Below are 20,209 nucleotides of genomic sequence, written 5' to 3' on the forward strand. Positions count from 1 at the left end.
CTTCCCGATGCGATCGCGATGCCGCCCATGAACGTCCTCGACCGCCAGAACGCCAAGCGCGCCGCTTCCGCCGGAGCGGCGGATCTCGTCGCCGTCGTGTCCGATGCCGGCAGCGAGGACGTGATCCGCCGCGTCGCGCAAGATCTGTCGATCACGCGCGCCCACGTGCAGCCGGGCAACTGCGACGACGCGATCCGGTTGCTGCAGCAGCACGAGCGCTCGCCGCGCCATCTGATCGTCGACGTGTCCGATTCGGTGCTGCCGGTGTCGGACCTGATGCGGCTCTCGGACGTGTGCGAACCGTCGGTGAGGGTCGTCGCGATCGGCACGCAGAACGACGTCGGCCTGTTCCGCAACCTGCTCGGTATCGGCGTGCAGGACTACATCGTGAAGCCGCTGACCGTCGAGCTGATGCGGCGCACGCTGACCACGACGGAGGCGGTCGTGCAGGTGCGCACCGGCAAGATCGTCAGCTTCGTCGGCGCGCGCGGCGGCGTCGGCACGACGACGATCGCGGTCAGCCTCGCGCGCTGCCTGGCGGGCGAGAAGCGGCGGCGCGTGGCCTACGTCGATCTGAACCTGCATGGCGGCGGCGCGAACTCGATGCTCGGGCTGTCGAGCAACAACGGGCTGATCGAATTGCTGAACATGGAACTGCGCCCCGACGATGCGCTGTTCGACCGCATGTTCGTCACCAAGGGCGACCGCTTGCACGTGCTCTCGGCCGAACTCGCGTATGGCGAGGACGCGCTGCTGCGCGACGACGCGATCGCGCAGCTCGTCGACATGTTGAAGGACCGCTTCCATTACGTGTTGTTCGACGTGGGCTATCGTGCCGGCAAGCTGTTCGAGGATGCGCTGGCGGTGTCCGATCTCGTCTACATCGTCGCCGACCGGTCGGTGCATGCCGCGTACGAAGCCGCGCGGCTTGCACGCTTCGTGAAGGAAATGCCGGGCGAGCGGATGCTGTCGATGGTGCTGAACAATCCGCTCGAGCCGGTCAAGGGGCGCGTCCCGCAGTCGGATTTCGAGGACGCGTTCGGCGGCGTGCGGCTACGCGAGCTGCCGCACGACGCGCAGGCGCTCGCGGTCGCGGAGAACCTGGGCGAGCCGATCGAAGGCTCGAAACGGCGCGGCTTCCTGGACGAGATCCGGCTGCTCGCGAACGGCATCACGGGCGAATCGATGGCCGTCGCCGAGCCGTGGTATGCGCGCTTCTTCAAATGGAGGAAAGGATCGTGACGTTCGGTACCCGCAAACGGCCGACGCCGGACGCCGTGCCGGCGGGTTCTCCTGTCGCGCCGCGCGACGGCGCGCCCGCGCCGGGTCCGGCCGCGAACCCGGTGCCGACGCCGGTGCCGGTGTCTGCGTCCACGTCCGCGCGCGCGGCCGCGACGGCCGATACCCAGGAGGCCCTCATCCGCTCCGGCAAGTTCGATGCGATCCGCACCGCGGTGTTCGCGTCGATGAACATGTCGGCCGCGCTGATGAAGACGCGCGACGAAGTGCGGGCGGGCATCGAACAGGTGGCCGCGCACACGGTCGAGCGCGAGCGCCTGAAGATCACCGCGGGCGAGCAGGTGCTGATCGTCGACGCGATCCTGAACGACATGTTCGGCGTCGGGCCGATCGAGCCGCTGCTCGCCGACGACACCGTATCCGACATACTCGTCAACGGCCCGGACCAGGTGTACGTCGAGCGCGCGGGCCGGCTCGAACTCACGCCGCTGAAGTTTCGCGACAACGCGCACGTGACGAGCGTCGCGCAGCGGATCGCGGCGGCGGTCGGGCGCCGCGTCGACGAGAGCAGCCCGATGGTCGATGCGCGCCTCGCCGACGGCAGCCGCGTGAACGTGGTCCTGCCGCCGATCGCGATGCGCGGCGCGTCGATCTCGATCCGCAAGTTCGCGAAGCGAGACATCACGCTCGCGCGGATGGCGCATCAGGGCAATATCTCGCACGGGATGCTGCAGGTACTGAAGATCGCATGCACGTGCCGGCTGAACATCGTGATCTCGGGCGGCACTGGCTCGGGCAAGACGACGCTGCTCAACGCGCTGTCGCAGCACATCGAGGAGCACGAGCGGATCGTGACGATCGAGGACGCGGCCGAGCTGCAACTGCTGCAGCCGCACGTGGTGAGTCTCGAGACCCGGCCCGAGAACACGGAAGGGCTCGGCGGCATCTCGCAGCGCGATCTCGTGCGCAACGCGCTGCGGATGCGGCCGGATCGCATCATCCTCGGCGAAATCCGCGGCGCGGAGGCGTTCGACGTGCTGCAGGCGATGAACACGGGCCACGACGGCTCGATGACGACGATCCATGCGAACTCGCCGCGCGACGCGATCAGCCGGCTCGAAAGCATGGTCATGATGGCGAACGCGAATCTGCAGCTGCTGTCGATCCGGCGCCAGATCGCGAGCGCCGTGCATCTGTTCGTGCAGGTCGAGCGGATGCGCGATGGCGTGCGCCGCGTGACGCGGATCACCGAGATCGTCGGGATGGAAGGCGAAGTCGTGATCACGCAGGACCTGTTCGCGTTCCGCCAGGAAGGCGACACGACGCGCGACGCGGTGAAGGGCGTGTTCGAGGCGTCGTCGCTGCGGCCGGCCTTCGCGCCGCGGGCCGCGTACTACGGCGTCGAGGACGCGCTCTCCGAGGCATTCCGGCAATGAGGACGGCGGACCTGTTCGCGCTCGGCGCATTCGCCGTGATCCTCGCGGTGGGACTCGCGCTGTCCGCGTTGCTGGACCGCGCGCGCCAGACGCCGGAGCAGCGCATCCGCGCGCGGATGCAGCGCGTTGCGCCATCGCTGGCGGGCCGGGACGCCGGTGCGGCCGCCGGGGCCGGTGTCGCGCTGTTCAACCTGCCGCGCCGGCAAACCCGCGTGCGGGCATGGGTGCAGCGCTACGTGACGCGCGTGCGCGCGGTCGGCGGCGAGCGCGGGTTGCGGATCGTCGTCGCGAGCACGATCCTCGGCGCGATCGCCGCGATCGTCGCGGTGAAGCTGGTGACGGTGCCGCGCGTGGTGCATCCGGCGATTTACGTCGGACTGCCGCTGATCGCGATGCGCACGAGCTACCGCGCGCTGGTCGAGCGCTTCCGGCTGCGCTTTCTGGAGGCGTTCCCCGACGCGATCGACCTGATCGTGCGGGCGGTGCGCGCGGGCATTCCGGTCACGCAGGCGATCAGCACGGTCGGCGACAGCGCGGCCGAGCCGGTGCGCTCGACTTTCCGCACGATGGGCGACAGCCTGCGCGTCGGCGCGGATCTGAAGGACGTGCTGACGCAGGCGGCGGACCGGCTGATGATCGCGGACTTCTCGTTCTTCACCGTCTACCTGCTGCTGCAGCGCGAGACGGGCGGCAGCCTCGGCGAGACGCTCGACGAGTTGTCGAGCATCATTCGCACGCGCCGCGACATCCGCCTGAAGACACGCGCGCTGACCGCCGAAGGGCGGATCACGACGAAGATCATCTCGGCGGTGCCGTTCGTGATGATCGGTGCGCTGTTCCTCGTGAACCGCACGTACGTGATGCTGCTGTTCGACACGCATGCCGGACGCGTGATGCTGACGATCGCCGCGGTGCTGCTGACGATCGGACTGGTGACGATTCACAAGATCTCGAAACTGGATACCGCGCGATGACGATGTCGATGCTGGCCGCCCGCGGCCTCGAACTGTTGCTGCTGATCGCGTGCGTCGCAGCGGCGCTCGCGAAGCCGGGCGGCGGTACGCGCCGGCGGATCGCCACGCGCGTGCAGCAGGCCGCGGGACAACGGCCGCCGTCGCTGGGAGCGGGGCGCCTGCAGCCGGGCGACATGCGTCAGGATCTGACGCGGCGGCTCGCGCAGCTCGGCGAGCGGCTGCCCGTGCTCGATCCGATGCAGCGCGCGAAGCTCGGGCTGCAGCTGACGCGCGCGGGCTTTCGCGAGCGACGCGCGGTGTCGTCGATGATCGGCATCAAGCTCAGCTGCGGCGTGCTGTTCGCCGGCGTCGCGATCGTGTTCAGTCCGTATATTCCGCGCTTCGGCGAATACTTCGTGATCCGGGCCGTCGCGATGGTCGCCGCGTTCGTGGTCGGCGTGATCGTGCCGGAATACGTGCTCGGCGCGATGATCCGGCGCCGCCGGCGGATCATCGCCGCGTGCTTTCCGGATGCGCTCGACCTGCTCGTGATCTGCACGATGGCCGGCAACAGCCTCGTATCGGGCGTGCGGCGCGTCGCGCGCGAACTCGATCGCATCTGCCCGCCGCTCGCGGACGAGCTGACGGTATGCGCGGACGAGCTGACGCTGAGCGGCAACGTGTCCGAAGCGCTCACGCATTTCGCGCTCCGTGTCGACTTCGCGTCGGCGCGTTCGCTCGCCACGACGCTCACGCAATCGCAGCGGTTCGGCACGCCGATCACGCAGGCGCTGAGGACCCTGTCGCGCAGCGAGCGCACCGAGCAGATCGTCGCGCTCGAGGAGCAGGCCGCGAAGCTCGCGCCGAAGATCACGCTGCCCATGATGCTGTTCATCCTGCCGACGGTCGGCCTGATCGCGGCAGGCCCGGCGGCCATCCGTTTGCTCGAGGTGTTCAAATGACAGGCTCCGTCATGCGCGCGTTCGCTTTCGCGGTCGTGCTGCCGCTGCTCGCCGGCGGCTGCGCGCCGGGCATCCAGACGAGGGCGGCGCTGTCGCACCGGAGCGACGACCCGCAGGCCGAATTGCGCATTGCCGACAGCGCGCTTGCCGGCGGCAACATCGATCTCGCGTCGACGCTGTACGGGAAGGTGCTCGCGCGGCATCCCGACTCGCTCGCGGCGCAACTGGGGCTCGCCGACGTCAACTATCGCGCCGGCGATCTGGAGCGCGCACGCATCCTTTACGAGCAGGCACGGCAGCAAGCGCCCGCGGAACTCGGGCCGCAGGTCGGGCTCGCGCGCGTCGCGTTGCGGCAGCGGCGGCTCGACGAGGCCGGCCGCCGCTATCGCGACCTGCTCGCCGCTCAGCCGAACCTGCCGCTTGCGGCGCAAGGGCTCGGCACGGTGCTCGATCTGCAGGGCCGCCACGAGGACGCACAGGCCGTGTACCAGGACGCGTTGCGCGCCCATCCGGACGCGCAGGGGCTGCGCATCGACCTCGGGCTGTCGCTCGTGCTGAGCAATCGTCCGCGCGAGGGCGTGAACGTGCTGCTCGACGTGGCCGGGCTGCCCGATGCGCCGTGGCAGGCGCGCCAGAACCTCGCGTTCGCGTATGGCGTGCTCGGCAACACCGATTCGGCGAAGAAGCTGCTGTCCGCGGATCTGCCTGCGTCGGCGGTGACCGACAATCTGCGCGTGTACCAGGCGGTGCGTGCGCGGCTCGCGTCGCGCCCGGTCGCCGATGCGTCGCGGCCGTCGAGGGGCGCCGCGCTCGAGCCGCGTACCGCGCCGCCCGCCGAGGGGGCCGCAAAATGACACGCGGGGCGATGGGCGCGCGCCACGCGCGCGGCGTCGTATCCCTCGAATTCGTATTGATGCTGCCGTTCCTGCTGATGGTGCTGATCGGCATCATCGACACGAGCCTGCTTCTGTGCGACAAGGCCGTGATCACGAATGCGAGTCGCGAAGCCGCGCGGGCCGGCGTCGTGCTGCGCGTGCCGATGCTGACCACGACGCAGATTGCCAACGTCGCGCTGAGTTATACGCAGAACAGCCTGATCACCGGCGGCACGCCGACCACGCCGGTCGTGACCGTGACGCAGGCGAACGGCACGACGTCGGGCACCGCGCTGACGGTCACGGTGACCTACACGTATTCGGGGCTGGTGCTCGGTTCGGCGTTCAGCGCGCTGACCGGCCCGGTGACGATCTCGGCCAGCTCGGTGATGCTCTATGAATGACGCACTCGGCACGCGATGCATCGGCGCCGCGCGCGAACGCGGCTCCGTCGCGCTGTTTTTCCTGATGTTCCTGATTCCGCTGTTGTCGTTCGGTGCGCTGGCGATCGACATCGCGTGGGTCGCCGCGGTGCGCAACCAGCTGCAGAATGCCGCGGATGCGGCCGCGCTCGCGGCGGCCGATGCGATGATGTCGCCGACCGGCGGGGCGCTGAACTGGTCGCAGGCCGCGCCGGCGGCGAACGGCGTGATCGCGCGGAATTCGGCGGCGGGCGCGCCGCTGGCGAGCGGCACGGTGACGACCGGCTACTGGAACGTGACGCGCACGCCCGCGTCGATGCAGCCGATCACGATCACGCCCGGCCCCTACGACGTGCCTGCGGTGCAGGTGACCGTATCGCGCGCGCCGGGCGTCAACGGCGGCTCGATTCCGCTGCTGCTCGGTGGGCTGCTGGGCATCCCCGGCGCATCCGGCGGCGCGACCGCGATCGCGGTGCTCGCCGCGCCGGGCGGCGTCGCGGCGGGCGGGCTCTTTCCGATCGCGATCGACCAGTGCGTGTACAACCAGTACTGGAACCCGCTGACCAACCAGCCGCTGATCAATCCGCTCACGGGGTTGCCGTACGAGTTTTCGATCACGAACGGCCAGACGTATGGCTTGCTATGCATGGGCGGCCAATGGACGTCGTTCCAGTCGACCGCGACCGACACGACGACGATGAGCGGCCTGATGGTGAGCGGCAACCCGACCACGCTCAATATCGGCGACAGCATCTATCTCGCGACCGGCGTGAAGGCGACGCTTTATACGTCGGTGCCGGTCGGCGCGACGGTCGTGCTGCCGGTCGTCACGCAGACGTCGAGCAGTACCTACGTGCCGATCGTCGCGTTCGCGGCGTTCCACATCGACGTGTCGCTGGGCGGCACCTACAAGTACATTCAGGGGCACTTCGTCGCCGGCGTCAAGATGACCGGCGTCGCGACGGGCGTCGGGCCATACTACGGCGTGTACGTGCCGCCGCGGCTGGCGTTGTGACGGTTGCGGGCATCGTGCCGCGCGCGGCGCAGCAGCACCAGCAGCGCGAAGAGCGTCACGGCCGGGCCGAACTGCGGCAGCTGCAGCCACGGATTCAGGTATTCGGCAAGCGGCAGCGCCCACATCAGCGCGATCGCGGCCTGTTCGCCGCGCAGCCAGCCGTCGTGCCAGCCGATCGACAGCATGCAGGCGATTGCGATGGCGAGCCACGCGAGCTCGTAGTGCCACACGTACGGATTCGCCACGAGCGTCGCGACCGCCAGCACGGCCGCGCGCACGCGGGTATCGCGCGATTGCATCCATACGACGCAAGCGGCCGCGATCGCGATCGCGGCGATCCCCGCATGCGCGACATACGCGGCGCCGAGCGGCACGCCCGCGAGGCGGAACGTCGCGAACGGCGCCGGCGACGCGAGCCAGAACACGATGCCGTGCTCGAGGACGATCGAGCGCGCGAGGCCCATGCTGCCGGCGAACAGGCGCAGCGACTCGACGCCGCAGATCAGGATGCTCAGCGCGACGAATGCACCGGTCGCGAGCGCGGCCCACGTGATCGTGCGCCATGCGCGCACGGCGACCAGCACGAACGGGAACAGCATCGCCATCTGCGGCTTGACCGACAGCAGTGCGATGCAGACGCCGGCCCACAGCGGCCGCCGATCGGCCCAGTAAACGGCCAGCGCCGCACACGATGCGGTCAGGAACGCGTTTTGCCCGAGCGTCGCGGTGACGAACACGCATGGCGCGGCGGCCAGCGCAAGCGTGCCGGTGCGCGATGCGCCGGGAATCGCGCGCAGGCCGGATACGCGCCACGCGGCGAGGCCGAGCATGCACACGCCGAACGCGACGAACAGCGGATAACCGAGCGCGAACGGGAACAGCGCCAGCGGCGTCACGAGCAGCAGATAGGTGGGCGGGTAGAGCCACGGCGCAAAGACGTCGCGGGGAAGATTCGGGAACAGCCCGGACGTCAGCCGCGAGAATGCGGAGAAATCGTACGCCTGCGATGGCGCGCCGTGCAGCACGAGGTACGAGGCGGACCAGAACACCGAGAAGTCGGCGCCCGGACGCGGCAGGACGCTGCCGCTGCCGGACGCATGACGAACGACCGTCACCCAGATGGCAATGAACAGCGCGTACAACGCCAGCATCAGCGTGCTGTACAGGACGACGCGTCGCGACGTGAGCCACGCGCCGGCCGGCCGCTCCGGGGGGCGTGCCGATTGCCGGGGGAGGTCCAATTGACGCGGCCCGGTTTTACTTGAACGACGGCTTGCGGGCCGCGATGCCGTCGGCCGCCGGCGTCATGGCCCGGCGGCGCGCCGAGTGCGCACGCTTGAGCGGAAACTGCAGCAGCTTCGATGCCGGTCGCGCGGCGGTATCGCGCTCGGCACGGTAGCGCCGCCTCACGAGATAGACGGGGCGTTGCTTGGACTCGTGATAGATCCGGCCGAGGTATTCGCCGATCACGCCGATGCCGATCAGCTGGACGCCGCCGACGAACAGCACGACGGAAATCAGCGACGGGTAGCCGTGCACCGGATTGCCGTACAGCAGCGTGCGCACCACGATGAAGGCGCCATACAGGAGCGACAGCATCGCGAACGTGACGCCGACGTAGGTCCACACGCGTAGCGGCACCGTGCTGAAGCTCGTGATGCCCTCGAGCGCGAAATTCCAGCGCCGCCATCCGGAGAATTTCGAGCGGCCGCCGCTGCGCGGCGCACGCGTGTATTCGACGATCTCGGTGCGAAAGCCGACCCACGCGAACAGCCCCTTCATGAAGCGCCGCCGTTCCGGCAACGCACGCAGCGCGTCGACGACCTCGCGATCCATCAGCCGGAAATCGCCGACGTTCTCCGGCATCCCGACTTCGGAGAGCCGGTTGTGCACGCGGTAGTAGAGCGCGGCTGCCACGCGCTGCATCAGCGGATCGCACCTGCGGTCGGTGCGTTTCGCGGCGACGACCTCGGCGCCCGCGTGCCAGCGTTCGAGCATCGCGGGGATCAGCGCAGGCGGATCCTGCAGGTCGGCGTCGATCAGGATCACGGCCGCGCCGGCGGCTTCGTCGAGGCCGGCAGTGAGCGCCGCTTCCTTGCCGAAGCGGCGTGTGAGATCCACGACGTGCACGCGCGCGTCGCCGGCGGCGACCGAAAGCAGCCGGTCCAGCGTGCGATCGCGGCTGCCGTCGTTGATGCAGACGATCTCGAAGCGCACCGAGGCGAGCGACTCGAGAACGGGCAGCGTTTCGGCAAAGAATGCGTCGATCGTTTCTTCCTCGTCGTGAAAAGGCACGACGAGCGATATCAGCGGCTTCCTGGCATGCGTCGACACGTTGCGGCCCCCCGGAGAGATTCGGCCTGCGTTGCACCGTAGGTTTCCGTTGTCGTCCGCCGGTCGGCCGTTACCCGATTGTCGGCGACGGCGGTCCCGGCCAGCTTTTCCAGCGGGGACTGGACGACATATGGTTTAGATATTGTAGGAAGTATTCGGGAGTCGACGCATGAATTTAGCTTGAATCGTGCGGGGCGGGCCAGTTTGATCGGCTGACGACCTTCATGGACCCGCCCGCGTCAAGGAACCCCTCGTCACTCGACCGTCACCGATTTCGCCAGATTCCTCGGTTTGTCGATGTCCGCGCCCCGCAGGCACGCCGCGTGATACGCGAGCAACTGCAACGGCACGACGTGCAGGATCGGCGACAACAACCCGTAGTAATCCGGCATTCGCAGCACCGACACGCCTTCGCCGTTGTCGATCCGCGTATCGGCATCCGCGAACACGTAAAGCTGGCCGCCGCGGGCCCGCACTTCCTGCATGTTCGACTTGAGCTTTTCCAGCAACGCGTCGTTCGGCGCGATCGTGGCGACGGGCATCGTATGCGTGACGAGCGCGAGCGGCCCGTGCTTCAGCTCGCCGGCCGGATACGCTTCCGCGTGGATATACGAGATTTCCTTCAGCTTCAGCGCGCCTTCGAGCGCGATCGGATAGTGCAGCCCGCGCCCGAGAAACAGCGCGTTTTCATGCTGCGAGAATTCCGCCGCCCAGCGCGCGATCTGCGGCTCCAGCCCCAGCACGTCCTCGAGCGCGCCAGGCAGGCGTCGCAACTGCATCGTATAGCGCGCGAGCTGCGCGTCGTCGACGTAGCCGCGCAGCCGCCCGAGCGTGACGGCGAGTATGAACAGCGCGACGAGCTGCGTCGTGAACGCCTTGGTCGACGCGACGCCGATTTCCGGGCCGGCCCGCGTGAGGAAGCGCAGGCCGGTCTGGCGCATCATCGCGCTGGTCGGCACGTTGCAGATCGCCAGCGTGTCGACGTGGCCGAGCGCCTGCGCATACTTGAGCGCGGCGAGCGTGTCGGCGGTCTCGCCGGATTGCGACACGCTGACCACCAGCGTATTCGGCATCGCGAGCGCGTCGCTGTAACGGTATTCGCTCGCGATCTCGACCTGCGCGGGGATGCGCGCGATCGTCTCGAGCCAGCGGCGTGCGGTCAGGCCGGAATAATGGCTCGTGCCGCACGCGAGGATCAGCACGTTGTCGATCTGCTCGAACGCACGCGCGGCGTCCGGACCGAATACCGCGGGATCGAACAGCCCGGCATCGGGAATGGTCGCGGCCACGGCCTGCGGCTGCTCGAAGATTTCCTTTTGCATGAAGTGCCGGTATGGCCCGAGCTCGACCACGCCCTGCGCGGACGAAACGGTCTGTATCGCCCGTTCGATCGGCGCGCCGGTGCGATCGAGCACGCGCACGCCGCCGCCGGCGGTCAGTTCGACGATGTCGCCTTCCTCGAGAAAGATGAAGCGGTCGGTGATGCCGGCGAGCGCGAGCGCATCGGACGCGAGAAAGCATTCGCCGTCCTTCACGCCGACGACGAGCGGCGAGCCGGCGCGCGCGCCGATCAGCCGCTGCGGCTCGTGCTTGCTGAACACCGCGATCGCATAGGCGCCGTGCAGCTGCGAGGTCGCATCGCGTACGGCGGCGAGGAGGTCGCCGCGATACTTGCTGTGGATCAGATGCGCGACCACTTCGGTGTCGGTCTGACCGTCGAACTCGTAATGTTCGTCGGAAAGTTGCTTGCGCAACGTTTCGTGGTTCTCGATGATGCCGTTGTGAACCAGCGCGATTTCGTCGCGCGAGAAGATCGGATGCGCGTTGCAGGTGGCAGGCGCGCCGTGGGTTGCCCAGCGCGTGTGGGCGATGCCGGTGTTGCCGGTCAGGCCGGCGCTGCGCACGTGGGCGTCGAGATCGGCGACGCGCGACATGCTGCGTTCGCGGCGCGCCTGACCGTCGACGACCGTCGCCACCCCGCATGAATCGTAGCCGCGATATTCAAGGCGGCGCAAACCTTCGATCAGAATCGGGACGATATCCCGTTGCGCGACCGCGCCGACGATGCCACACATGACACGTCTCCTTCCCTGTAGATGCCCCCGGACCGTGCGCACGCGCGGATCAGCGCGACACGGTCTCCGTTGTCGCCGCCGTCGTGAAGCCGCATTGAGCGGGCGCGACGGGGTCGGCCATCCGGCTTTCGAATGCCAGGTAAAGCGCCTCCTCCAGTACGTTCCAGTGTGCGCCGTGCCGGTACGGGCCCGATCGCGCATGCCAGCACGCGACCGTGTTCATGTCGTGCATCTTGAATGCGACCAGCGCGATCAAGCCCCACGGATAATCGGAGCCGGCGAGTTGAAGCCACGTCTTGCCGTACTTCTGCATCCACTGCGCGTAGATCGTTTCGTTCGATTGCGCGGGAACCTGAATACCGGACAGGAGGGGAAAGATCTGCGCGATTTTCGCCGGATAGAACGTCGTGTCGCTAATGCGTTGCGTGCTCGCGCGAAAGCCGGTCTGCATGCCGCGCCAGAACACCTTCAGGATCGCGGACGCGAGCCGGTCGGCGCGCTGGCTCCACGGGCCGGCGTGCGTGTAGTCGGCATGCCGGACGTAATACGCCGCGAGCGCCTGGAATGCGCTGTGTACCTCGACGTTGTCCATCAGCAGCGCGACGTGCAGCGTCGACGAGATCTGGTAAACGCCCGTGGGCTTGCCGAGCAGCGTGTCCAGATGCGCACCCGCGCGATCGAGGCTGAGTTCCCATGCGGCAGGCAGGCCGTCGGGCGGCGCGAAGCGGGCGAGCAGTTCGATCCAGGTCGCCATCATCGCGTCGTCGGCGTCGGCTTCGGCGCAGGCGCTGTACTGGCCGCTCTTCATGCAGTAGCGATCGAAGCCGCCGTCCGGACGCTGGCGCGGCAACAGCCACGCGATCCATGCGAGCGCGGCCTGATGGGCGTCGAGCCCGGCATCGGCGGCGCCGAGCAGCGCCTTCGCCGCGAAATAAGGATCGATGCCGGCGCCGTTCAGGCGCACGGTGATCGCGCCGTCGGGGCGTTGGTAGAGCCCGTTGAGCTGGAGTTCGGCGGCGCTCGCATGCAGCGCGACGCCGCATGCGGCGACACAGCAGGCGACGTACCACAGGCGGCATAGCCGGGCGGTGGCCGCCACGCGTGCGCGTGCGGCCGGGAAAAGCGCGGGCCGGTTCATGATCGGGGGGCTCCTGCGCGGTGGTCCTGCGCAAATCCCGCCGGGCGCGGCGTTGGCCGCGTCGCGCGCCGGCGGGTGTGTCGATGTCGCGGCTCAGTGCACCTTGGCGCTGGTGAACGTGAGACTGGTGCCGCCGTTCGCGGTTACGAGCCAGTACGTCGCATCGGTGATGACGACGTTGCCGTTGCCTTGCGTGATCGATGGCAGTGCGAAGCCCTTCTTCGGCAACAGCCACGTCATGTTCGCGAGGCTGGTCGGGTGGCTGGCGGCGAATGTCCAGCCGCTGCCCGTGTCCGTGGCCGACCATGTGACGTTCAGGCGTGCGCGGTCGAAGATCGTGATGTCGCTCATCGTGTACCACTTGAACTGACCCGCGAGTTTCAGCATGTTGGCTTGCGTGAAGATCGCGGACAGCGTCGACGTGTAGGACGACGCGCCGAGCGGGTGCGCATAGATCAGCCGGCTCGTGCGGTTCGCGACGACGAAGTTCATCAGGGATGCGTACCAGTTGTTCACGTCGCTCGTCGGCACCGCGTACTGCTGGAACTCTTCGAATGTCGCGTACTTGCCGAACGGCATCACCGGGTATGCCCACAGGCCCGGGTTCAGCAGTACGCCGTTGCGGTATGCGCGGGTCGGCGCCGAGCCGGTGTGGCCGGTGAAGTAGTAGCCGTTGAAGCCGTTGCTTTCGAGCCAGTTGACCGACCAGGTCGGCGTGTTGCCTTCCGGCGCCGCGTACTCGACATCGGGCAAGCCCGTCGCGGCCTGAACGGCCTGGTGGTTCATCACCAGGTACTGCGTGAACGTGCTCGCGTTCGTCTCGCTCGCATTCGCCCCCCAGTAGTCGTGAATCCAGCCGCCGTGGCTGCCGACGTGCTGGCCTTTGGTCAGGAAATACTTGACGAGATTCTGCGCGGTGGGGTTGTTGGCAAGATTGATGCCGTTGCCGTCGCCGAATGTCGCTTCATCGGGGCCGGCCGTGATGACGAGCGAGAACGGCCCGTTGTTCCAGACGCCGAGGCTTTTCAGGTAAAGCGCCGGCTGGATCTGGTCGCCTGCGCAGAAGTGCCAGTTGAACACGAGCCCGGCGATCGCCTTCGGCAGCGGCGACAGCGACGGCAGGTTCAGCATCTGCGTGCCGAAATAATGCAGATAGCCGTGAATCAGCATGCCGTCGGTCTGGCCGTCGAGATAGGCGAGCGGCAGGTTGACGAACAGCACGCCGCCGTTGCCGTAGGTGTTGTAGCCGGACACCAGCCCGAAGGTCGGCGAGGTCAGGATCGTCGTGCCGGTGTACGTGCCTTGCGTGACGAAGCTCGGATAGGTGAGGAAGCCGTAGACGTAGCCGGAGATGCCTTCGAGCGTATCGGTGCTGGTGGCCAGCGTCGACGCGAGCGTGTTGGCTTTCTTGCCGGTCGACGTGCTCAGGAGCGAGTTGGCGGTATACGTCGTGGTTTTCTTCAGCTTGCCGGTCACGGTGCCGGTCAGCTTCGGAAGCGTTTGGCTCAGCACGCCGCTGCCCGTGGACGGCGTCGTGTACTGGAACCATGCCCCGTGGTTGTAATTGGCGAGGCCGCCCGGATTCGACGGGCTGGCGGCCAGAAACAGGGCGCTGCCCGACGTCGACGTCGAATTCGTCGAGGTGCCGGCGGTGCTCGTCGACGCGAGCGCAGTCGCGGTCGTGGTGGCCGACGAAGTCGTGGTCCACGCCATCGACTTGCCGGGAGGAACCTGGAGCGTGCGCAGCCAGCTGCTCATGCCGGTCACGTTGCCGAGGCCGATCATGTTGCCGCCGTATTGGTCATACAGCACATAGTCCACACCGACCATGCTGCTGAAGCGCGATTTCGGGCTGACGTAGAAACCGGCCGAATTCAGCACACCGAAATCGTAGACGAGCATCACCTTGCCGCCGTTCAGCGCATAGTTCTGGATCGCCGTCACGAGCGTATCGTCGGCCGTCGTATGCACCTGGTCGGGCAGGATCAGGCCCGGATACTGCGACAGCGATGCGCCGGCCGCCATGAACTGGCTGTCGGTCATCACCTTGATCTGCAGCCCTTCCTCCTGCGCACTGTCGAGCCATGCGGACACGCGCGAATCGGGCAGCGTCAGCGCGTCTGGCACCAACAGGAGAAGCTGGTTGGAGGCCGCCTGAACGCCGCCCGGACTGAATGCGAACGCGAGCGCGAACAGCGCGAACAGGATCCGCAAGAACTTGCCTGACTTTGCCAACATGGTGTGCTCCTCGCTCAAGGAATGGGGGCGTGCGGCAGCCGCGATGCGCGTGCCGCCAGGTCGACCAATCCAGCCCCGTAGGTGTGTGCGGCTGTCCGGTTCGTCGGGTATCGAGCGGTGCGTGTCGACGGCGGCCGAATTGCGCAAATGCGCCGGTCTGACGCGCTGCGTTCGCCGATGAGAGGACTCGATGCGACGGTTTGAAAGAAGCGAACAACGTGCCATTGGCGCGGGAAGCCCGGTTCTGCGGGCTTCCTGCGATGCGGGTCGGGCGGCGCGTTCGAAAACACGACGGATTCGTTTCATCGCTGATACGGCGCGTTTGGACGCGCTATCAGCAGACGGAATCGCGATCGCGCGTCAGTGCGCCGGGCCAGCTTGCGCAGTAGGTATAGAGCGTGACCAGCAAGCCGATCAGCAGTGGCCCGCCGAGCAGGAAATAGCAGAACGGCAAGAACAGCAGCGAGCCGTGATGGATGATCGTCGCATGCAGCAGCATTACGAACGGCAGCGCAAACACGAAGTAGCCGAGCACCAGCAGCGACGCGCCGGCTTTCTGCGGCAGCGAGAAATCGAGCGGATAGTACAGCGCGGCCATCACCAGCGGGATCAGCGCGATCGCCGCGCCATGCAGCACGAACATGTCGCGCAGATGCAGTCGCGGGACATACGGGAACGTGCCGGGCGCGAGCCAGAAGTACGCGCAAATCAGCAGCTGGGTGAAGCTCGCGATACGTAACAGATATGCAACGGGCAGCCAGCGCGTCCGCCGGATGAAAGATGCGGCGAAGCCGATCGCACAGAGCGCGGCGGTGGCGGCCAGCAGCATGCCGCCCGGCATGCGGGCCGCGACGTCGATCGACAGCAGCGGCACGCGCGGTGCGTCGCTCGGATAGCCGATCACGATCACGTGCAGCGCAGGATCGATCTGCTGCGCGCCCCACGCCATGACCGCCTGCCAGTAGCGCCAGGCCAGCGGCAATCCGAACCACAGCGACGCGTACAGCGCGGGCGTCAGCAGCGCAATCGACGCAAGCCAGCGTTGCGGGTGCGCGTGGGTGCGCAGTGAACGATCGACGGGAGGACGGACGGGATGCGTGTGCATGGCGCCCGCCCGGTTACCAGCGATAGAAGACGCTGAGCTCGCCGCCGATTCGTGAGTAGTACGGGTTGTGGTAATAGTCGAATTCGACTTGCGTGCCCCACTTGCGCGTGAACCAGTAGCGCCATTTCGCGGTGATCTCGTGGCTGCGGAAATCCGCGATCTGCGCGCCGGCCCCGGTGACCTGGTACGCCTCGCGGCCGACTCCGCCGCGCAGCACGATCACGCTCTTGCCGACCTCGCCGTAGGTGACGGCGCCGTAATAGGCGGGCGCCTTCACCGATCCGGGCGAATCGACCGTATAGTTCGCGCCCGCCTCGAAAATCCACTTCGGCAATGCATACCAGATCACGCCCGCGTGATAGAGCTGATCGCGGTGCCCGCTGCGGTTCCATGCGTAGCCGGCGCCGAGCGACACGATCAGCGAACGATCGGACAATAGCTTGCGGTTGAGCGACACGTCGACGCGCGCACTCGGCAGGATCGTGCCCGACGTGGTGCCGGAAAAGCCGATCCCGCCGAACCAGTCGGGGCCGAGGTCCTGCACGTAGGTCAGCGCGCCGAGCTGCGTGTTCTCGCCGAAGCGATGCAATTGCGCCAGTTCGCCGAGCACGGTGCGCCCGCCATCCTGATAGACGCCGCGCAGATGCACGCCGTACCAGTCGCCGTAGCCGTGCGTCAGGTGTGCGCTCGAATAGCCGAGCGACAATTCGGTGTGCGATTCCTGCGGCGCCTGGACATGGGTGACGACTGCATCGGGCAGCGGCGGCCGGTTCGTATCCTCGGGCGTAAACTCGGCGAGTGCCATGCCGTCCGGCAGGCCTTCGGCGTCCACGCGCACGAACATTGATTCGTCGCGCAGCCGTGGCGTGATGACGGTCGCGGGGTCCGGAGGCTGCACGGCCGGTACGGCGGCGGCATCGTCCGGCTGCTCCGCCAGCGCCGCGGGCGCGCCGAAGGCGACGCCGCACAGCATCGCGAGGGTGGCAACCGGCACGCGCGGGCCGCGATGGCTGGGGCGATCGGACATGGGGCGCTCCTTAACGGGATGTGTGGAACCAGCCGCTGCGCCACGCAACGAGATCGCCATGCACGCACGCGTGATTGACGACCGAGACGTCGCGCGCACACGCACTGACCGGATGTCCGGCGACGCCGATGCGCGCACCGGTCAGTCGCAGCAGGCCGCCGGCCGACACGACGCCGTCGACGCAGCTCGCGTTGGCGAGCAACACGTCGTCGCGCGCGAATACCGCGCCGTGCAGCAAGGCGTGACGTTCGAGTTCGACCCGATGCGCCTTGACGCTGCCGCGCAGCACGCAGCCTTCGCCGAGCACGAGCGTCCCTTCGACGATCAGGTTGCCTTGCACGACCGTGTGCGCGGGCAGGCGAACGTCGCACGGCAGCAGGTAACGACCGTGCAGGAAGCGATGCGGCAGCGACGCGAAGTGGCGGGTGAGCGAGATCGCGCGGCGCGGGGCGGCCGGTGTGTCCGCGGGGCGCGCGCCGGGCGGCGTGCCGAAGACGATCGGCTCGCCATAGAGGCACGCGAAGCCGCCGGCGCCGCGCAGGCGCACCGTGTCGCCGACCACGACGCCACGGATTACCGCGTCGTCGACGTCGATCAGCGGCGCATGCGCGAGCGTGCCGATCGTCGCGCCGGCGCGGATGTCGATGTGCTCGTCGGCGAACGCGTAAGCGGCGCGCGCGCCATCGTCGAGCGTGATCGCGCGATCGGCGTAGAGCACGTCGTCGCGATGCGCGTCGCGTTCGACATGGATCGCGTCCGCATGCTGGACGGTCAGCCCCAGCGCTTGCCACGGCGGCGCGGCCGATGCATCCGCCCGCGGCGTGCCGGCCACGTGCGCGCGCAGTGCGTCGTGCCAGCGCGCGGCGAGCAGCGCCTGATCGACGAACGGCCCGTCGCCGATCGGCAGCGCCGCGACGTCGCTGCGCCGGATCATTTCATGCAGCATCGGCAGGAACGGCAGGGTGAGCACGCCGGCCACCGGCACCATCACGTTGAAGGTCGTCATCGCTCATCGCTCCGGTTTCAATTGCCGGCGAAAACGCTCGGTCTTGTCCCACTTCAGTTCGCGGCGGAACGCGGCGTCGAGCGCGAGTCCCCAGAGTGCGGAGACGACCGCCGCAATCGTCACGCAAAAGCCGACGACGTTGACCGGCACGAGCCGCAGGCGCGTCGCGCGGCCGTCGAGCCGAGCGGCGACGACGATCTCGAAGAACACGCCGAAGTTGCCGAAGGTGCTGAACGAGAACAGCGCGAACAGCGACAGGAGCAGGCCGAGCGCGGTCGAGTTGACGCCGTTGAACAGGTAGAGCGCGAGCGCGGCGCTCCACGCGAGCGCGAGCAGCGCCGGCATTGCGAACACGCCAAGCAGCAGTGCGCCGTCGAGCCGGCAGCGACGCGAGATCAGCGGATTGCGCAGCACCGGGACCAGATAGCGCAGCATCGTCTGATTGTGGCCCTTCGCCCAGCGCGTCAGCTGCCGCGCGCGGACGGCCCAGCGCTCCGGCACTTCCTCATAACATTCGGCGTGGTTCAGATAGACCGTGCGCCAGTCGCTCAGCAGCAGGCGGTAGGTCATGTCGGTATCTTCGGCGAGCGTGTCGTCGCACCAGCCGCCCACTGCGTCGAGCGCGCCCTTGCGGATGCCGCCGACCGTGCCGCCGTACTGCGGCACCAGATTGAGATTGTTGCGGGCCTGCTGATTGACCTGGTAGCCGCCCGCGCGTTCGAGATCGAGCAGCCGCGCGAGCAGGTTGCTGTCGGCGTTCTGCGGCACGACGCGGCCCATCACCGCGCCGACCTCCGGATCGAAGAACGGCGCGACCAGTTCCTTCAGCAGCCCAGGGCGTGGCAGGTAGTCGGCGTCGAATACCACCATGATGTCGCCGCGGATGAAACGCAGCGCATCCTTCAGCGCGGCTGCCTTGCCCGGCTTGCCGGTCTCGCGGTGAAACGGCTGGATCAGTTCGGGCGCGAGTGCCCGGACTTCGTCGATCAATGCGCGCGTGTTGTCGGTCGAGCGGTCGTTGACCGGGATGATCGTCAGCCGGTCGCGCGGATAGGTCGTGGCCAGCAGCGCCGTCAGGCAATCGACGATGACGGTTTCCTCGTTGTGCGCGGCGACGAATACCGTGAGCCGCGGCCAGTCGCCGTGTGTCATCTTCCGGTAGGGCGCGTGTTGCGGCTTGAACAGGCGGTCGAGGCTGAATACGTAATGCCGTGCGGCATACCCGCATGTCAACAGCGTGAACAGCCACAGGTACGCGACGCACGGTATCAGCAGCGTCTCGGGATCGAACGCGATGCCCGGCGTGTCGGCGGGCGGCGGCTCGAGCGACGCATCGGGATCGGGCGAGGCCTGTGCGGCGAGCGAGAGCGTCGCGCTGTCGAGCGCGGTGCGCTCCATCGCGATCCCGGCGGTTGCGACGTTCGTGGCGGACACGCCGAACCGGGCCGGCTCGGCGATCGCCCGCGATGCGGTGTCGCGCACGATCAGCGAGCAGGCAAGCACGATCAGCAGCAGGATGCCTTGCTCGCAGAATGACGCCATCCGCGTTTGCTTCATGTCCTGGTCCCCGTGCCCGCAACGACGACCGATGAGAGCCGAAGACGCTCCGTGGATCGTGCGGATGTCAATGGGAAGCGGTGGGGCGTTCGTCGCATAGGGGCGGTCATCGGTTGCCCCGGACGGATGCGTCGCGTCGCTTCCCGGCTTCGTTGCTTTGTCGCCCCTTTCGTCTGCTGCCATGCCAGTGCTTCGGGACGCACCTGTCCGACATCAAGCAAGGCGTGAGCCATCTGCCGCGATGCCCCGCGCAGCAAGGGGCCGCGCACGGGGAGCGGATGCGACGGGCGTGTGGGCGACGCGTTTTGATTCACTGACGAATCAGCGTGCGGGCGCCGCATTCGACCCCGTACGATCGGTCGTTCGCAGCGAGCAGGTCGCGCGGCGACCGGGGGCGCCCAACCCGGCGATGCCGCGTTGCCGGTGTGCGGCTCGGCATGACTGGCCGTCGTGTGTCATTCGTGGTGTGTGCATCGGTCCAGCGATTGAAACGGGCACCGCCGTTACATGAGACGAATAGACCGGACTCCGATGTATTTGCCGGTTTCGGCTGCGCGTTACACAAGCGCAACATTTCCCACACCCGTGATTCCTGTGACGCAAGCACCGTCGGGTGGCGGGGAAATTCCTCGCGCGCGATGGTGGCCGATGCTCGAGTGCGTGCCGCGCACTGCACAGACGAAAGTGGCGAATCGAGGCGACGCAAAGCGCATCGAAAGAGACACGCGATTTGCGTCGTCATCGGCGCTCGACACGCATGCGCGATTCATCGGACGACGTCGTCAGACGGATCGCGCGAGCGTACGGCTGTTTCTCGTTGTCGCGTC

At 67.7% G+C, this 20,209-nt stretch carries 16 protein-coding genes; 7 read left to right on the forward strand and 9 right to left on the reverse strand.

Going from position 1 to position 20,209, the window contains the following annotated elements:
- Positions 1-18 precede the first annotated feature (18 nt).
- Genes C4B30_RS09025 through C4B30_RS09055 form a run of 7 tightly spaced genes read left to right on the forward strand, consistent with a single transcriptional unit; the run spans position 19 to position 6,902 of the window.
- Positions 19-1,242: an AAA family ATPase gene (locus C4B30_RS09025; protein ID WP_105132391.1), complete on the forward strand. Its 1,224-nt coding sequence runs from the start codon at positions 19-21 to the stop codon at positions 1,240-1,242.
- A complete protein-coding gene (locus tag C4B30_RS09030; RefSeq protein ID WP_442778454.1) occupies positions 1,224-2,675 on the forward strand; it encodes a CpaF family protein in 1,452 nt (483 codons plus the stop codon). Before C4B30_RS09025 ends, C4B30_RS09030 begins: the two co-directional genes overlap by 19 nt.
- Positions 2,672-3,649, forward strand: coding sequence for a type II secretion system F family protein (locus tag C4B30_RS09035; protein ID WP_105132392.1), 978 nt, complete (start codon positions 2,672-2,674; stop codon positions 3,647-3,649). Before C4B30_RS09030 ends, C4B30_RS09035 begins: the two co-directional genes overlap by 4 nt.
- Positions 3,646-4,590: a type II secretion system F family protein gene (locus tag C4B30_RS09040; protein WP_105132393.1), complete on the forward strand. Its 945-nt coding sequence runs from the start codon at positions 3,646-3,648 to the stop codon at positions 4,588-4,590. The genes C4B30_RS09035 and C4B30_RS09040 overlap by 4 nt, the downstream gene beginning before the upstream one ends.
- A complete protein-coding gene (locus C4B30_RS09045; protein WP_105132394.1) occupies positions 4,587-5,444 on the forward strand; it encodes a tetratricopeptide repeat protein in 858 nt (285 codons plus the stop codon). The genes C4B30_RS09040 and C4B30_RS09045 overlap by 4 nt, the downstream gene beginning before the upstream one ends.
- Entirely contained in the window at positions 5,441-5,869 is a 429-nt protein-coding gene (locus C4B30_RS09050) for a TadE/TadG family type IV pilus assembly protein (RefSeq protein ID WP_027784120.1), read from the forward strand. The genes C4B30_RS09045 and C4B30_RS09050 overlap by 4 nt, the downstream gene beginning before the upstream one ends.
- A complete protein-coding gene (locus tag C4B30_RS09055; protein ID WP_105132395.1) occupies positions 5,862-6,902 on the forward strand; it encodes a TadG family pilus assembly protein in 1,041 nt (346 codons plus the stop codon). Before C4B30_RS09050 ends, C4B30_RS09055 begins: the two co-directional genes overlap by 8 nt.
- On the opposite strand, the gene C4B30_RS09060 is transcribed toward C4B30_RS09055, so the two are convergent.
- The 9 genes from C4B30_RS09060 to C4B30_RS09100 form a co-directional block, all read right to left on the reverse strand.
- On the reverse strand, positions 6,866-8,143 hold the full coding sequence (locus C4B30_RS09060) for a glycosyltransferase family 87 protein (protein WP_442778455.1): 1,278 nt from the start codon (positions 8,141-8,143) through the stop codon (positions 6,866-6,868). The genes C4B30_RS09055 and C4B30_RS09060 overlap by 37 nt on opposite strands.
- Positions 8,144-8,159: 16 nt before the next feature.
- Positions 8,160-9,236 (reverse strand): glycosyltransferase family 2 protein, encoded by a 1,077-nt coding sequence (locus tag C4B30_RS09065; protein ID WP_105132396.1) that lies wholly within the window; start codon positions 9,234-9,236, stop codon positions 8,160-8,162.
- Between the two features lie 254 nt (positions 9,237-9,490).
- Positions 9,491-11,311: a glutamine--fructose-6-phosphate transaminase (isomerizing) gene (gene glmS / locus C4B30_RS09070; protein WP_105132397.1), complete on the reverse strand. Its 1,821-nt coding sequence runs from the start codon at positions 11,309-11,311 to the stop codon at positions 9,491-9,493.
- Positions 11,312-11,360: 49 nt separating this feature from the next.
- Positions 11,361-12,449 (reverse strand): hypothetical protein, encoded by a 1,089-nt coding sequence (locus C4B30_RS09075; protein ID WP_105132398.1) that lies wholly within the window; start codon positions 12,447-12,449, stop codon positions 11,361-11,363.
- A gap of 93 nt (positions 12,450-12,542) precedes the next feature.
- Positions 12,543-14,687 carry a polysaccharide deacetylase family protein gene (locus C4B30_RS09080; protein WP_105132399.1) on the reverse strand — a complete coding sequence of 715 codons (2,145 nt, stop codon included), beginning with the start codon at positions 14,685-14,687 and terminating at the stop codon, positions 12,543-12,545.
- A 334-nt stretch (positions 14,688-15,021) separates the two neighbouring features.
- Complete coding sequence (locus C4B30_RS09085; RefSeq protein WP_105132400.1) at positions 15,022-15,792, reverse strand: hypothetical protein; 771 nt, start codon at positions 15,790-15,792, stop codon at positions 15,022-15,024.
- 13 nt (positions 15,793-15,805) lie between these two features.
- Positions 15,806-16,819, reverse strand: a complete 1,014-nt coding sequence (locus C4B30_RS09090) for a YaiO family outer membrane beta-barrel protein (RefSeq protein ID WP_105132401.1) — start codon at positions 16,817-16,819, stop codon at positions 15,806-15,808.
- A 10-nt stretch (positions 16,820-16,829) separates the two neighbouring features.
- Positions 16,830-17,825 carry a polymer-forming cytoskeletal protein gene (locus tag C4B30_RS09095; protein ID WP_105132402.1) on the reverse strand — a complete coding sequence of 332 codons (996 nt, stop codon included), beginning with the start codon at positions 17,823-17,825 and terminating at the stop codon, positions 16,830-16,832.
- Between the two features lie 3 nt (positions 17,826-17,828).
- Positions 17,829-19,382 (reverse strand): glycosyltransferase family 2 protein, encoded by a 1,554-nt coding sequence (locus tag C4B30_RS09100; protein WP_105132403.1) that lies wholly within the window; start codon positions 19,380-19,382, stop codon positions 17,829-17,831.
- Positions 19,383-20,209 lie beyond the last annotated feature (827 nt).

The sequence above is a fragment of the Burkholderia sp. BE12 genome, from assembly GCF_002959955.1.
Lineage (GTDB): Bacteria > Pseudomonadota > Gammaproteobacteria > Burkholderiales > Burkholderiaceae > Burkholderia.